12 protein-coding genes are annotated in these 15,929 nt (G+C 35.6%); 1 reads left to right on the top strand and 11 read right to left on the bottom strand.

Annotated features, from left to right (window positions below):
* The first annotated feature begins 730 nt into the window (after positions 1 to 730).
* Positions 731 to 1,465 carry a hypothetical protein gene (locus tag JIV24_RS10015; RefSeq protein ID WP_200464896.1) on the top strand — a complete coding sequence of 245 codons (735 nt, stop codon included), beginning with the start codon at positions 731 to 733 and terminating at the stop codon, positions 1,463 to 1,465.
* A 2,068-nt stretch (positions 1,466 to 3,533) separates the two neighbouring features.
* Here JIV24_RS10015 and JIV24_RS10020 read toward each other — a convergent pair.
* From JIV24_RS10020 to JIV24_RS10070, 11 genes are read right to left on the bottom strand one after another with little or no spacing between them, the layout of a single operon-like run.
* Positions 3,534 to 4,646: a glycosyltransferase gene (locus JIV24_RS10020; RefSeq protein ID WP_200464897.1), complete on the bottom strand. Its 1,113-nt coding sequence runs from the start codon at positions 4,644 to 4,646 to the stop codon at positions 3,534 to 3,536.
* Positions 4,647 to 4,648: 2 nt separating this feature from the next.
* A complete protein-coding gene (locus JIV24_RS10025) occupies positions 4,649 to 5,647 on the bottom strand; it encodes a glycosyltransferase family 4 protein (protein ID WP_200464898.1) in 999 nt (332 codons plus the stop codon).
* Positions 5,647 to 6,744: an acyltransferase family protein gene (locus JIV24_RS10030; protein ID WP_200464899.1), complete on the bottom strand. Its 1,098-nt coding sequence runs from the start codon at positions 6,742 to 6,744 to the stop codon at positions 5,647 to 5,649. Before JIV24_RS10030 ends, JIV24_RS10025 begins: the two co-directional genes overlap by 1 nt.
* 16 nt (positions 6,745 to 6,760) lie before the next feature.
* Entirely contained in the window at positions 6,761 to 8,125 is a 1,365-nt protein-coding gene (locus tag JIV24_RS10035) for a hypothetical protein (RefSeq protein ID WP_200464900.1), read from the bottom strand.
* Positions 8,119 to 9,354, bottom strand: a complete 1,236-nt coding sequence (locus tag JIV24_RS10040) for a glycosyltransferase family 4 protein (protein ID WP_200464901.1) — start codon at positions 9,352 to 9,354, stop codon at positions 8,119 to 8,121. Before JIV24_RS10040 ends, JIV24_RS10035 begins: the two co-directional genes overlap by 7 nt.
* Before the next feature lies 1 nt (position 9,355).
* Positions 9,356 to 10,609, bottom strand: a complete 1,254-nt coding sequence (locus JIV24_RS10045; RefSeq protein WP_200464902.1) for a glycosyltransferase family protein — start codon at positions 10,607 to 10,609, stop codon at positions 9,356 to 9,358.
* On the bottom strand, positions 10,609 to 11,883 hold the full coding sequence (locus tag JIV24_RS10050; RefSeq protein WP_200464903.1) for a glycosyltransferase family protein: 1,275 nt from the start codon (positions 11,881 to 11,883) through the stop codon (positions 10,609 to 10,611). Before JIV24_RS10050 ends, JIV24_RS10045 begins: the two co-directional genes overlap by 1 nt.
* Positions 11,884 to 11,886: 3 nt before the next feature.
* A complete protein-coding gene (locus JIV24_RS10055) occupies positions 11,887 to 12,972 on the bottom strand; it encodes a glycosyltransferase family 4 protein (RefSeq protein ID WP_200464904.1) in 1,086 nt (361 codons plus the stop codon).
* Between the two features lies 1 nt (position 12,973).
* Positions 12,974 to 14,161, bottom strand: a complete 1,188-nt coding sequence (locus tag JIV24_RS10060) for a glycosyltransferase family 4 protein (RefSeq protein WP_200464905.1) — start codon at positions 14,159 to 14,161, stop codon at positions 12,974 to 12,976.
* 2 nt (positions 14,162 to 14,163) lie between these two features.
* Positions 14,164 to 15,114, bottom strand: coding sequence for a glycosyltransferase family 2 protein (locus JIV24_RS10065; protein WP_200464906.1), 951 nt, complete (start codon positions 15,112 to 15,114; stop codon positions 14,164 to 14,166).
* Positions 15,107 to 15,925: a sugar nucleotide-binding protein gene (locus JIV24_RS10070; RefSeq protein WP_200464907.1), complete on the bottom strand. Its 819-nt coding sequence runs from the start codon at positions 15,923 to 15,925 to the stop codon at positions 15,107 to 15,109. Before JIV24_RS10070 ends, JIV24_RS10065 begins: the two co-directional genes overlap by 8 nt.
* Between the last annotated feature and the right edge of the window lie 4 nt (positions 15,926 to 15,929).

A 15,929-nucleotide genomic window follows, 5' to 3' on the forward strand; every position in this document is an offset into this window, starting at 1 on the left:
ATATCTTCAGAATATTATTTTACCGCAGAGTTAAAGAAGGGCACAGAGTTTTTATTGGAGCTGCCAATCAATCTTCCACCAGGGGAAGTGCCTGAAAGGCGATGGGGGCTTTTCAACCATGCTGCAAATAATGCGCTGAAGGCGCTAAATATGATAGCATAGGGTAAAGCGTAGCCCTATGACTAAGTCGTGCAAATAAAACCGGTGCAACATGAAGCTAATGGTTGCAGGATGTCATTTGCAGCGGAATGTGCGATAAATACCCCGCACAGCCTACGGCATCAGTCCAGGGGGAGCATTTGACTTACATGGTGTATGATGTATCCACGAATGGCGCTAATTGACGAGAATTATTATACTTGGAATTCTATTACCGAGCTGAGATTCAATTCTCCATTTTTCATAAGGGGGAGATAGTTATGTAGGCGATGTGACCTGACTATTCCGTTTCAAGCGTAACATTAAAAAATTAGGCCACTCCAAAATTCATTTGCTATAACTTCCTGTCAAAAACACACCCATGAATACTTTGGTCAAAGAATAGCCAATGTTTATCAAGTATAATTGAATGTTTATCACCTGTATGATGAATGTCATTATTTATAATAAGTAAACATTACTAAATTTATTTACACAGTTAATAAGAATCCCGTCGGCTTTCCTTTCGTACCTGGAAGTCTGAGGGGAAGCTGACAGGATTCTGTAGTATTCATTACAAAATTAGAATAAAATGTCAAATGAGAAGGAGTATGAGGTAATATTACCTCTTGCATCGGAAATTAGAAACGATGAGATTTTAAAACCAAACATGCCTATTAAACAAGCAGTTTATGAAGCGGAAGATTTATCCAGTTGGTGCTCAAAAGATCAGGAAGCATTGATTGAAGTCGGTGTCCCTGAAACACACTTCACAAACTTAAACCTAGCAGCCGGTGCCTTGCGCCATGCTGAATCAATTTGGAATGATGATGATGACTCAAGAAAAGAAGCTGAACTGAAGTGGCGTGAGACAGAGCCCCTTGCTTATGATGTATTGGAAGAGTTAGTGCATATATGCTTCTTTGTGTACGATGAAGATCAATCATTGCTTAATAAAGTAAGAGAAATAGCTTCAGGAAATAGTGATGCCGATTTAATTCAGGGTTTAAATGATTTGGCAGTAATTGGTAAAAATCACCCTCATCCTTTATTAAAAGTGGAGTTGTTGAATAAAGCTAGCCAGTACTCATCAGAATTAGGTGATATAAGGGCTACAGCCAACAGTGAGAAGTTTGAGGCAACTGAAAGCTTGATGAATAGAAATAAGATTTACACCTTACTTAAAAGGTATACGGATGATATCAGGCGTAGTGGTAAGTTTGTTTTTTGGCGTGATGAAGATCGCCTGATTGGCTATTCAAGCAAATACCATCGCCTGAAGAACAAGCGGCACAGAGCCAATGCTGATGCAGCAAGCGGTATTTAAATGAACTTATAAATTTCTTTCATAAAACCCATCTTTCGAGGTGGGTTTTTCGTTAAAAAGCGCTGAAACCCTTGAGAGGACAGTGCATTTTATGAGAGGGCGGCAGAATTATTGAGAAGAACAGGTGAAACCTTGAGAAGACCGAGTGATAAATTGAGAAGGGTGACTAAAGTTATGAGATAAACAGACAAAAACATTGAGAAGGATGCCCTAAAACCTGAGAAGAATGGGTCAAATGTTGAGAAGTATGCTATCAAACAGTGAGAGGACGCTGTCTGTGAGTGAGAAGTGTTGTATTTTCAGGGCAGGCTTAATTGAACATATCAAAAGGGAGTAAGGATTTATAGCATATAATAATTTAAATCGCAGATTAATATAGATTAATTCCTTCAGAATATTATTTTACCGCAGAGTTAAAACAGAACGCAAAGTTGATCCGTGGCTTGGTTCTAGGTGAAGCTGTAAATAGTGCGCTGAAGGCGCTATATATAATAGCATAGGGCAAGCGGCGCGGCGCCCTATGTTCAGTAGATGCGAATCAAACCGGTGCAACAAGAAATTAATAGGTGCAGGATGTCATTTGCACCGGAATGTGTGATAAATACCCCCACAGCCTACGGCAGCTCCCCCTGGGGAGCATTGATTTACATGATGTAGTTTTATCCACGAATGACACGAATTATCACTAATCCTGATAATTTTTAAGGAAGCTGTAAATCAATCTTCCACTGGGGGAAGTGGCTGAAAGCCGATGGGGGAGCATAATGTTGTCATACTCTCCATCCACAAATGGCACTAATTACCACGAATAAATTTTTAGTGTAATTTACCGCAGAGTTAAAGGAGAGCGCAAAGGTAATCCGTGGTTTGGTTCTAAGTGAAGCTGTAAATAATGCGCTGAAAGTGCTATTTATATAAGCATAGGGCAAAGAGAAGCGACGCCCTATGACTATATTGTGCAAATAAAAGCGGTGCAACAAAAAGCTAATAGTTGCAGGTTGTATTTTGTACCGGAATGTGTGGTAAACACCCATCCGCCTTCGGCACCTCCCCAAATGGGGAGGCTGATGGACAGCTTGTAAAAGTTTATCCGCGAATTGCGCTAATTAGTGCGAATTAACAGGTGAATTGGATTTAAACGCAGAGTAAAAGAAGAGCACAGAGTTTTTATTGGAGCTGCCAATCAATCTTCCCCTGGGGGAAGTCCAGTAAGGGATGGGGGTGTTCATCTTCAAGCTGTAAATAGTGCGCTGAAGGCGCTATATATAATAGCATAGGGCAAGCGGCGCGGCGCCCTATGTTCAGTAGATGCGAATCAAACCGGTGCAACAAGAAATTAATAGGTGCAGGATGTCATTTGCACCGGAATGTGTGATAATTACCCCCACAGCCTACGGCAGCTCCCCAGGGGGAGCATTGATTTACATGATGTAGTTTTATCCACGAATGACACGAATTATCACTAATCCTGATAATTTTTAAGGAAGCTGTAAATCAATCTTCCACTGGGGGAAGTGCCTGAAAGGCGATGGGGGAGCATAATGTTGTCATACTCTCCATCCACAAATGACACGAATTAATTTTTAGTGTAATTTACCGCAGAGTTAAAGGAGTACGCAAAGTTAATCCGTGGCCAGACTCTTCGGTAAGCTATAAATAATTCGCTGAAAGCGCTATATATAATAGCATAGGGCAAAGCGCAGCGGCGCCCTATGACCAAAAAATGTAAATAAATCGGTGCAATACGAAGCTAATAGTTGTAGGTTGTATTTTGCACCGGAACGTGCGATATATACCCCCAGAGCCTGCGGCAGCTCCCCAAGTAGAGTATTTGATTTATTTGCAATAAGATTTAAGCACTGATTATGTAAATTACTCAAATTAATTCCTTTGGAATAGCATTTTACCGTAGAGTAAAAAAAGAACGCAAAGATAACCCTCAGGCTAACTCTACAGGAAGCTGTAAATAGTGCGCTGAAAGCGCCATATATAATAACATGACCATGAAGACATAAAAAAAGGCCTTGCACTATGTACAAGACCTTCTCTAATCAACATTCTTGATGTTTTAACCAAACAAAGGCTCATAATCAACTTTTGGGGTATATGATTTTAAATAATCTTTTAGATAGGATTGTGCACCTTGGGCCATTTGCTGATACCCTTCATTATCCAAGTCAACCAACTTCGTTAGTTGATTATGCCATTCAGCCTCATCCAGGTCTAAGTTAAAACCAGCTTGTTTGGCTTCCAGATTACTCCAGGGGGTAAAATGCGATATAATAACAGGCTTACCTGCTGTTAAGGCTTCAAAAATAACATGCCCAAAGTTTTCACCTAGAGTAGGTAAGATGAAGAAGTCATAGGGGAGTAGCGTCTCGACAACTTCTTTTGGTGCTACCTGTCCAACATATTTGATACGGTCTTTGTTTTTTTCAATCAATGGCAAACACTTTTCCCAATAGGCATGGTCTTTTATGGGACCAATAACATCCAGAGAAACATTTAATTGTGGATGTTTATCCATTACCTCCAAAAGGAATAGTAAATTCTTTTTCTCAGTGATTAAAGAGAGAAATACCAGTTTCAACTGACCTTGTTGCTTGGTATGCGTAAGGTTAGCAAAATTTGGCTGTAAAGGTGGTGTATCCTGCGCCAGGGTAACATCAGCACCTTTAAAGTGCATTTGTATATCCTTAACTTCCTGCTCATCGGTCGCATGCCAGTGTAGCCCCTTTAATAAGCCACTAATCTTAATAGCACTCAGGTAAACTTTCTTTTTAAGTGCTTTCACTTTTAAAGCGCCTGCATGTAGCATACCCCTGGGCGCTATAATCACTTTGCTTTTAATTCCTTTTAATGCCATTATGGGCTTAAAAAAAAACTTGTTACCATAAATACCATTAATATAGATCTTATCAGGTTTTATCTCATCTAAAACAGCCTTTATTGCATTTGCATCATCAGCACTCGAATAGTAGACCTGAATGTTATCATTGGCGTTAATCCATTGATTGACTTTTACATCCAATTGAGTGCCGTCTAAATCATAACACGAGGTGTAAATATAGAATTGGTAATTATCGAGGTTATTGACCAGATTACAAAGTGAACTCACAATGCCGCCAGCTTTTTCGGCAGGGGAGAAGTAGGGATATATAATCAGTATTTTATGGTTCATCGCTATTTGTGTTGTTCATCAATGATTTTCTGATAAAGTGCCTCGTACATGCCTGTCACTGTTTGGGGATTGAAACGATTTACATTTTCTAAACCATGATTGATTAATTGCTGCCGATAAACTTTATTCTTAATAACCTTTGTAATGCCTGCTTTGATTGAGTCGACGCTATAAGGATCAATTAAGCAAGCTCCTTCACCAGCTACTTCAGGCATCGAGGAAAGGTTAGAGGTAACAACCGGACGCCCAATGGCCTGTGCCTCCAGTATTGGCATGCCAAAACCTTCATTTAAGGAGCAGAAACTAAGTAAATCACAGTTTATATATTCCTGTTCTAATGCTTCATCAGAGATTTGATATTTGTTGGTGTATTCAATTTTATTTTGCTCCAATGAGGTCGTTATCTCTTTAGTTAATTTACCAATTATGGTCAGGCGGCATTTGATATGCTTAATGGCTTCTATCAGGCGCTCTATATTCTTATTAGGGGTTGTGCCAATATGTAATATATTTGGTTGATTACTATTGAAAATATGCTCATGTTGTTGAAGGTGTTGTGGTATGATATTAGGAATAACGATGACCTTATCTTTTGAGCATTTAGTAGTGGCCAGTAATTCACGTTTCGTAGTTTCAGAAATAACCGTTACATATTTTGAGTATTTGACGGGAAGATGTACCCAAAAGTACCATAAAATAAAGCGTTTTATGCCTTTGCTATCTTTTAAAAAGGTAAAATCGTGGTAAGTATTAATCGTAATACCCTTTTTAAGAACAGGTGTAATAAAATAAATATCACCGGTTATATGGTTTATGTTACCCTGTTGGCGTGATGCAGCAACACTACTAAAAAACCTTTGAAACAGACCTATACTATAAAATGGAAGGGTGTATATTGAGTATTTTATTTGATCAGATAAATGCTCTCTAATGGTATCAAAGAGTTTTTCAATACTAAAATGAAAGTCATAGGGTTTGCGTTGAAAATAGGTAACTTTCATTATTTTTTTAATTTATACCAAGTGGGATTCATAAATGGTTTCTCAATAAATTTAAAGACTATCGCACTACAAATCCAAATAACTACCACTAGAACGATAGCCGCAAGTAATAATAATGAAATAGAATTAGTCGCATTAAAAATCCACAATAAAACTAAGCCTCCAATGGCAATGATTTGAAAGTGGATTAAATACATAGAATATGACATTGTTCCAGTCATGGCTAATAAGGGTAGACTAAAAAAGCTTTTCCAGCATGATGATTTCAGAGCTAGAGTTAATATTGCTGAAGTAGCTATTGGTATAAGATAACAGCCAATCGAATGGTGCGGCTGTACTGCGATTATAACATACAAACACAAAACTCCAATAATTACTTCAATGCCTTTATTTATATTTAGTTGTATTTTCTCATCTAAATATAAATCAACACACAACAGGCCTGCTAAAAAATAGTGATAGTAGTTTAACAGACTTATAAACGACAGTAATTTGTAATTGTACTGAAGATAACTACCACTAATTATGGCAATTAATAAAAGGATTCGTCTTAAAGGCTTAGGAAGCTTAAAAACTAATGCCAATAACGGTAACACCAGGTAAAATTGAAATTCAACTTCCAGTGACCAGCTTACATAGTTTAAGTAATTCCCAGTTTTAAACAGGATATTATGAATATAAAAATTCCCACTTATAAAGCTGCTGATAATGGTACTTAAGTCATACTTGGAAGTGACAGTATAGTACAATCCAAAAACCATTAATACGATAAAATAGGTTGGTTGAAGCCGTGTAAAACGTCTTATAAAATATTTTTTAAGGTTGACCCTTCTCTCACTAAAAATGTAAAACTTAGCAAATGGCAGACCTAAGATAAACGCACTAATAGCAAAGAAAACAGGAACACCATTATCGCCATTATGAAGTATGCTATCAAGAATATTAGAAACGTTTTCAAATTTATCTTGCAGGTGATGGTTTAGAAACCCCCACAAGTGAAAGTAAATCACCATAAAAATAGCTAAGGCTCTTAGCCCATCAAGCTCCAAAAGGACTTTTCCTGAGGATGTTGTTCGCTTAAGAAAGTTTAATATCATTTAAGTTTAATGAGTGTCAAAATAGTCTATTTTTTGAAAAATACTTCTTAAAATAAACCTGATGCAAAGCAATAAAAACAATTAAGGCCTTAAAAAAGTGATTAAGAGGTGTTAGTAAATCATCCTCGGCTTTGATAATATAAATAAATAAAAATGGAATAAAGAAGAAGTAGGGTGGATACCGATTAATAAATTTGCTGAAACGTTTAAGGCAATATGAGTAAAAAAATCCTACACAATACATAAATACCAATCCTCCCCAGTAGCCATAGTTGGCCCAGCCTTCACCTAATAAGCTTAAGTTCATACTGGTCCCTTTCAACTTGTGACCGGTAAATCGTTCAAAATTTTCTTTACCTCCAGCTTTAGCTTTGTTAGGTAGTAGAATCCGAGGGAAAATGGCAGATATAATTGCTGACTTAATTGTTTCTCCATTAGCATAATCTTCATTTTCAGGCACCCAATCCATTACCCAGGTTACTAAAGCTCCCTGGTTAGCCCGGGTGATTCTGGCCGATAAGTTTTGATCATCCATTAAATTTTGAAACGTTAGCCGTTCGAAACTTAATTGAGCCAATAATCCCGCTCTTTCAAAAAAGCCTATTTGTTGATACGTATCCTTCCAAACCACTTCACGATAATCTTTTTTGGCACCATCAAGAGTAACGATTAAATAAATACCTATTGCTACCCAAGCTAATTTCTTATTAAAACTAAGGTTCGGTTTATTGTTCATATAATACAGAAAAGCAAAGGCAACCCATACCAATGCCAGGAAGAAAACACCAGAAAAGAAAGCATCCCTAAGCACTGGTAAGAAGGCAATTACTAACCAAAGTACTTTTCTATTATGCTCTGCTTGAGAAAATATGACAATGATACCGCCTATATAAGATAAAAAAACCAATAGGGTAAAAAAGTAAGCTAAAGCTCCGGGAACAAAAGGTTGTATAATAATAGCTAAATAGCCAATACCGACAAGCTGTTTAGCAAATGAAAACAGGTCAAACTGAAGCAGCTTATTTTTAATTTCCTTAGAATTAATATTACTCTTGAATGTAAACAATCCGAGTCCAAATAAGAGAATTCCTGGTAGTGCATAATTGAAATAACTTTCAGCATCAAGTTTTGGGGAAAAGATTTTATCGGGCTCCTGAATATAAAAGGCCAAAAAAGAAGAAGCTAATAACTGAAGGTTGGCGGTTAAAAATGCCAATTCAAGTAAAGGAATGGTTTTACCTAAACGGTCAATAAAAAGAAACAAGGAAAAGCTAAAGGAGCCTAAACTCAAAAGTCCTACTAAAGGTATATCAACAAGAGTAGAACAAATTATAACTACTGCAATTAGAATAAAGATCGTATTCTGATATTGTTTTACCATTTCGTAATAACTATACTTTCAAGGGTTTCACAGATCACTTTAAAGTTCCAATCTTTAATTATTTCTTTGGGCTGTATATTATTAAGTTCTGAAGCGGAGCTGTTTATTGCTTTTTTCAAGGCATTGGTCAAGGAACCAAGATTATTAGCTTTAAATATATATTTTTTGTTTTTTAACAAATCGGCTGCCGAGCCAACTTTATCACTTGCCACTACAATCCTATTACAAGCCATCGCTTCGTTAACTACTAGACCCCATGTTTCGCCAGGTCCCTGCGAAGGTAAACACAGTATATCTCCTAAGCGATAAACAACCGGCATTATTGACTGATTCTGAAAGGGAAGAAAATGAATATTGTTGTTATAATTAACCCTTGCTTTTAGTTCTTTTTCCAGGTAACCGGAACCAATAAGTATCAAATGAAGGTTTTTATTAATCTTTTTAAGTTCATTGAATGCTTCCAACAAGATTAAAGGATTCTTCTTGCTCTCGAATTTCCCTACAAATATGATTGCCCGATCCGTTTTATTAATATTTAGTTTTTCCCTCCACCTTTTAGCCTTCTGTTCGTATTGCTTCAGATTATCATCACTGAAACGCTCATTATCAATGGCATGAGGTGCAAAAATAAGTTGCTTTTCTTTTAGTCCATGAGCTAAGTAATATGCTTTATTATTTTGACCTACATATAAGGCTGTATCAATGTTTTTATATACCCATGTTAGAAAAGCTTTCCTGATCTTATATTTTGCTAAGGATTTAATGGCATTTATTAAGTTTAAAGACTTATTCCTTTTAAGGATATCATTAATATTTCTAATGTCATAATCTAAGAGCGTGCTGTCACCTCTAAACAAAACAGGGATTTTTCCTTTAAAGTAACGCATTGTCTTTAAATGCACCTGATAATTCCATCCGAAAATAAGTAGGTGTGTTGCACCCCAATTCTCAATTTGAGTATTTAGTTCAGGACATTTAATGCCGCCAAAGTGATCTAAACCCGGTTTTGCAGCAGTGTTTTCAATAAATTGATAGTCATAACCATCCAGAAGCGGAATATCCCATTGTATATTCGTTCCAAAATCTTTGTCGACAAAATCATACTGACGCTGGCTGTAGGTGTAAAACACCTTGATGTTACACGCTCCTCTTTTTGTTAACAGAGCAAATATAGGTGCATAATACTGAATGGGGTGTGTTAGGACAATTGCTAATTGGGGTATTTTCATCCTATTGAGCAATTACTTTATTAATACCATTGATTAGTGTTTCAGCTGAAGCTTTTGCCGAATACGGACTTAAAGCCTCCAGGTCAGGCTTCCATTCTTTATCATCAGCTGTAAAGTTTCGAAAGTTTTCCTTTATGGAACGATAAAGATCATTTTCAGAGGTTTCCGGAGCGTATGTCGTTAGGTACTTATTGGCTTTTATTTGTTTAAGGATTTTGGCAGCATCACTTTCGTTGTGGAAAATGGTAAATACAGGTGTTTTTGAAAGTAGGCTTTGAAAAACTTTAGAAGCTGTGTAATGCTTTTCAGTGCTACCAATTACCATGACTCCAAAAGCCCTTTTTAATAAGTTCAAAATCTCCAAATAAGATATCCGTTCTCTTTTTTCGGTTACTAGTTCACTTATCCCAAATTCTTTAGCATAATCGAGAATACATTTATCTTTATAAGGCCCGGTGCCTACAAAATACAGATGTAAATTGTCAGGTAAATTATTTTCCTTTTTTAATTCAGCTATTCCTTTAAACAGTAGTTGAATAAATAGATGGGATTTCGGCAGAAAGGCACCTGCATATATAAGTGCCTTAGAGTTCTTGTCCCACAATTTTTCTTTGGGTTCTATTTCCACTGAATAATCAAAGGGATCAAAACCATATTGCATGGCACAATCTTCAATATTCCCTTTAGGAAAGTTACGTTTTAATACAGGTGCATAGTACTCGTAGGCAACACCTGTTATCAGAGATGCTTTTTTAACAGCCCAGGGTTCCATAACTTTTGCCAATTGGTTAGCTATCCATGCTTTTGAAAATAGTTTATTTTGACCGGGAAAGCCATTCACCCAAGGGTCAATATAGTCTATACCAAATGGCACACCGGTGGCCTTGTGTATTGGTCGACCCAAAAGGGCATTGTAATAGGAGGGGATAGGAAGCCAAAAGAAATCTATTTTTTCTTCTTTGATTATTTCAATCGCTTTCTTTTTAAGTTGTGTATATGCTCTTAATGCTAAGTCGCCAACTATCCGTTTTTTACTATTTATTGGCTGAGCATCTACAAAATGCACCTTAACCGATGTTTTAACCAGTTTTGTCAGTTCAGGTACGGATGGTTCTTCATAAAAATCGGGATGTACTGATAAGATGTGTGTTTCCCAACCGAGTTCTGGTAAACTATTCGCTAATAACCTGGAACGTTGCGCACCAACCAGATTGGATGGCATCCAGTGTGGGTATATGATTAAGATTTTTTTCATCATCTATTTTTATCTACAATATTATTCCAAATAGCATTTAACTTTTGTTCTTCAACTTCCCAAGACAAGCGTTCTCTTGCATTAAGAAAACGTTCTTCGCTTTTACACTTGATATGTTCAGCGTTTGAAATTAAATATTTAATTGATTCAGATAAGGCCATATCTGACTGTTCACATAAAAGGCCAAATCCAGAATACTTCTCTATATACATTTTTTGGGCTGGTGTGTCGGTGGCCAATATATATAAACCAGCCTGAGCATAGGCAAATATTTTATTTGTCAGGCAAATCTGTCGATTTATGTCGGTTGAATTATACTCTAAAGCTAAACCAATGTCGTGATTTGCGAGTTCCTTATGCAAGTTTTTCTGGGAAAGTGGTGGTAATATTTCAACAATAACTTTACAACCAGTATTTGATATTAATGGTTGAATATGTTGTTGCTCAAATTGCTTGTCTAATTCGCCTATTAAAGTCAACTGCAATGTATTATCACTAATTGATGAATCTTTAGCGAGATACATCAAAGCTCCAAATAGTTGCTCCAGACCACGACCAAATGAAATGGTTTGAGAGAACCAAACTAATTTAAGTTTTTTATCGCTAATGCCAAATGGTTGTTTGGGCGAACTAAATTCTTTGTTCGAAAAACCATTTAAAATAACTGTATGATTGGGATGCCCCCCAAGAAGCTTTAGTGAATGTTCACCAATTAAAGGACTTGCGCTCGTTAAGACTTTTGCTTTGGGAAGCATTTTTTTCATTAAAAGCTCTCTACGTTCTTTTTCATTAATTGTATCGAATTCAATTAACTCTCCCGGGTGGTAGTCCTCAATATCAAAGGTAAAAGGAATATTGTTTTTCAAAGATAATTGGTATGCCGGATAAAGTGCCCCCAAATTATGTGCAATCACTAGATTGGGCTTTAAATTTTGTCTTTTAATTAGTCTGTAAAGCTGTAAAGATCTCCTGGTTTGCGCAACTGCATTAGCAAGCAAAGATTTTTTAAGAAATGGATATAATATCCTTGCCAATTTTTCAATTATTGCAAATATCAACCAATTGAACTTATGTCCTTTGGTGGCATCCAGCAAGTGAAAATTGATATTAAGTCGTTCTTCAATCATTTGCTGATTAAGGTTATCACTCCAGTTTCCTAACTTCCATATTATAACGGTAACTTTATATTGCTTACAAGCAATATCTACCTCTTTTAACAAACGCGGATTAGTAGGTAAGTTGGCTGTAGTAATAAAAAGAATATGTTTTTTCATAAATTAATTAGAAAGCGTTGCTTCAATCTTATTCAAAATTGTTGAAATTGAATATTTTGATTTTTGATAGGAATATAGTTCCGTTAAATCAAATTCATTTTTTATAAGCTTGTCAATCTTAGTTGGTATTTCAGAAAAGTTATCAAAAATATACTCCTTTTTATGGTTAAGAATTTCTAGTGTAGAGCCAATATTATGAGCAAGTACTGGCGTACCTGCAATTACACTCTCCACGAGCACTCTTCCAAAGGGTTCATTCCATAAGCTTGGAAAGATGGTAATATCATGCATTCTAAGGAAATCAATCGGACATGCCTGGTATCCCACAAATTTTACCGATTCAGAAATGCCTAACTTTTTGGCCAACTCTTTACATTGGTCATAATACGATTGATGATCAACGTTCATTGGACTACCCGCAATTGTTAACAGGGTATTTGGTTTTTTATTGATAATAGCAGGAAGTGCATTTATTAATTCCAGAATACCTTTGGTTTGATCAATTCTTCCAATGTATGCGAGCTTAAGTTTGTCTGTGTTAATTATTTTTTGTGAGTATGTCATTGAAAAATCAAAACCGTTAGGAATTATAGTCGTTTTTCCTTTAGGAATACCCATTTGAGTATGGGCTTCAAACATATTCTGATTGGCTACAATGAATTGATCAACACCTGGGAGTAACAGACTTATCTGATTTTTTTCTTTTGAAAGATCACCTGAAAGAGGAGGGAGGCGTAAATGGCATACCAGTTTTTTAACACCTTTTAATTTTTTAACCACTGCCGCTAAGGGTAAGTCCATTATTTGATTAATGTAAATAGTAGATCCCTTAACTTTCTTAATTCGAAAGATTGATTTAAAAAAACTAATCCATTCTTTTAAGCAAAGCTTATTATAAATATTAATGGTTGGAATTTGAATAACCTTAATTCCATGTTTATTATATTGTTCTACTAAATCACCTTTAATCACATATGCCAGTGTAACTGTATGTCCTTTTTTTTGAAGGCCAGTAAGTATGTCAAAGTAACTTCTTTCTTGTCCTCCTCTTTTTGTTGATGGTTCATATTCTATTGCAATTATGTGCATATTAATTGCTGAATGTGTTACAGTTTATTTTGTTAAAATGAGTCATTGTATAATTTCTACCCTGCTTAGCAATTCCTGATGAGGTCGTATTCTCCTCAAGCAATAATTTAATTTTTTCTTTTAATTGATTAAAACCCTCAGAATGATCAAAATCAATATTAAAACCTGTTTTATTATTGATAATTGATTCTGTAACACCACCATGTACTCCTCCAATCACTACATTGTTCATATACGAAGCTTCAATAAAACTGATTCCAAACCCTTCAAAATCGGTATTACCCAAACTTTGTGTAGGTAAAAAGAAGATAGAACTATGATTTAATATGGAAAACTTTTCCTGCTCACTTATATAACCAAGAAGTTTGATGTAGTCATGTGCCTGGTAATATTCAATTAATTTTGTTAGTGATTCTTCCTCTTCTCCTTTACCTGCAACTAAGTAAATTAAATCAGGGTAACTCTTTTTAAGTTCAACTACCGCTTTAATTGCAATGTCGATACCTTTTCGTTTTACTAATCGAGTGGCTGAAAATAGAATTGTTTTTTCAGAGAGATCAATATCGAAAATAAAACCTAATTTATTTGTATTGAGTAGGTTAATATTATCAATGTATTCCGTATCAATAATGGGGTATTGGATATCTATAGGCTTATTTAGAGTGTTGTATGTCGAAATTAATAATTCCTTGGTTGCTAAGGAATTACAAATTATTTTTTGACTGCCTAATATGATTTTATGAAAAAGGCCAGGGAGCTGTTTAGAATTACTCACTATATCTAAGCCATGTAATACCAGCTTGTAAGGTATTTTTAATTTGATTAGAGATTTGATCGTTAAAAGCTGCTGGTAGCCATAAGCAGATATTACAATAAATTCGGTATTATCCTTGGTGTGTTGTTTGAAGATTCTATTGGTATATCGCTCAATACCTTTGTAGTGAAGTAGGGTATTTATTTTTCTGAAGACTGAAAATTGATCACCCAGTTTATGTCCGAGGTTTCGTTCAGGCAATGATATTTTTTCAACATCAAAGGGGGAGCTGGTATTCTCACTATTTGAGTATGTGTATATTTTACTGAGCTTATCTTCTTTAAATAATGCTTTAGCTACCTCAAGCGCATAATTAGCTACTCCTCCATCTTTAGGAGGGAAGTCAGCTGAGAATATAATATATTGTTTAGCCAAATTTACTGAGGTTTATATGGTTGATTAAGATATCTTTCTCTGATAATCTTGTCATTGAATTCATAATCACAGTTACGTAATTTAATTGCTAATGGTATTTTTTTTAAGGAAAACCATAGGGCTTTATAGTGGTTCCTGTCTATTCGCCAGTCAAAAAGTAATCTGAATGGAAATTTAATCAAGAAGTAAATTAGAAAGTTTTTTTCATTACAATTCTTGAGCATCCAGAGAATTTTATTGGTATTAATCCGTTGTGTGAGCTTATCATTCTGATTGGCGTATTGTTCTTTGATCGTTGCTCCATCTCTATGATATATAATTGCCCGTGGAACAAATACAGACTTCCACCCTCTGTGCCACGCTTCGTGACTTAAGTCCAAGTCTTCAGCGTAGGCAGGTCTATATAATTGATTAAAGCCTCCAATTTTATTGAACATCTCAGTCCTGAATATAGCAGAGCCACCTCCGCCATATAGCGTATATCTTACTTCATTATCCTCCTCATCCTCCTCAAGCCATTGACTACTCGCCCAACCGTTTTGATATTTTAATATCCTTACACTATTCTGAGCTCCTTTACCATCCCAATTTAAAAGTTTGCAATTCACAGAAAATATTGAGGGATCGTCCCAGATTATCGGTAAACATTCATTTAGAACATTTTTGTCCAATCTCATATCATCATTTAAAATGAAGGTAAATGGACTTGTGGTGTTTTGAACAAATGAATTCAATGAAAATAAGTAATCATTTACTGGTGAAAATTCATATCTATAATCAGGATAGTTTTCTTCTACAAATGATTTTGTTATCTCATCTTTCCCATTATCAACTATTAAAACGTCGATATTATAGCCTGTAGTATTTTCGATTACATCTTTCACTGAAGGTAAAAGTTCTTTCAGGTGATGCTTTCCTTTGTACGTTAAAATTAGTATTGTACAATCAATCATTTTCTGAAAAGGCTTTTAGTTCACACAATTGATAATTTAAATTTTGAACGATTATTTGTGGTTTAAGTCTTCGATCAACCTTTTGTGGAGTTTCAAAAGGTTCAATTGAGAAATTGGTATTAAATACCTCTTGAAACAGTTTTAATAAATCGTATTTTGAATAAAAGTCTTCTGTTCCAAACTGTATTAACTGACAAGGTGTATTTACGTGAAGCTGATCAATTATTAATTCAATCTGCTTACACCATTCTAAGGTTGTAATACCATTCCATAAATGATTTGTAAAACCCTTTAGGCTAGCGTTATTGGGTTGTGATAAGAACCATCCTAATAATCCTTTTGGGGTTTCTGCATTGTCAGTGCCTATAATCGAAACCCTCGCAATTAAGGTATTTGGTCTGTTTAAAAGGGTATGTTCTCCCAACTGCTTACTCCATCCGTAATCATCAATTGCATCCTGATGAGCATTTACCTTATAAGGATGATCTGTATCACCACTAAAAAGGCAATCGGTACTGGCATGTAATAGAGTTTGTGTTGGCAATAAAGATCTGGATAACTCAAGTGGTAGAATTGCATTGGACCAAAGCAGGGGGGAAGTATCCTCTGTTTTTTGTTTTATTTTTCCAATGGCATTGATAATGATCGCGTCCGGATAATTTTTTATTTCGTTGAAAAATTCCAAACGTGATTCGGGTTCAAACCTTTGAGAGATCGTGATAACATTATAACCTTTGCCAGAGAAAAACTTCACGGCCATTTGCCCCAACATTCCCTTATGACCCAAAATAATAATTGGTCGTTTACGCATTGTC

The sequence above is a fragment of the Carboxylicivirga marina genome, from assembly GCF_016612505.1.
GTDB classification, from domain to species: domain Bacteria; phylum Bacteroidota; class Bacteroidia; order Bacteroidales; family Marinilabiliaceae; genus Carboxylicivirga; species Carboxylicivirga marina.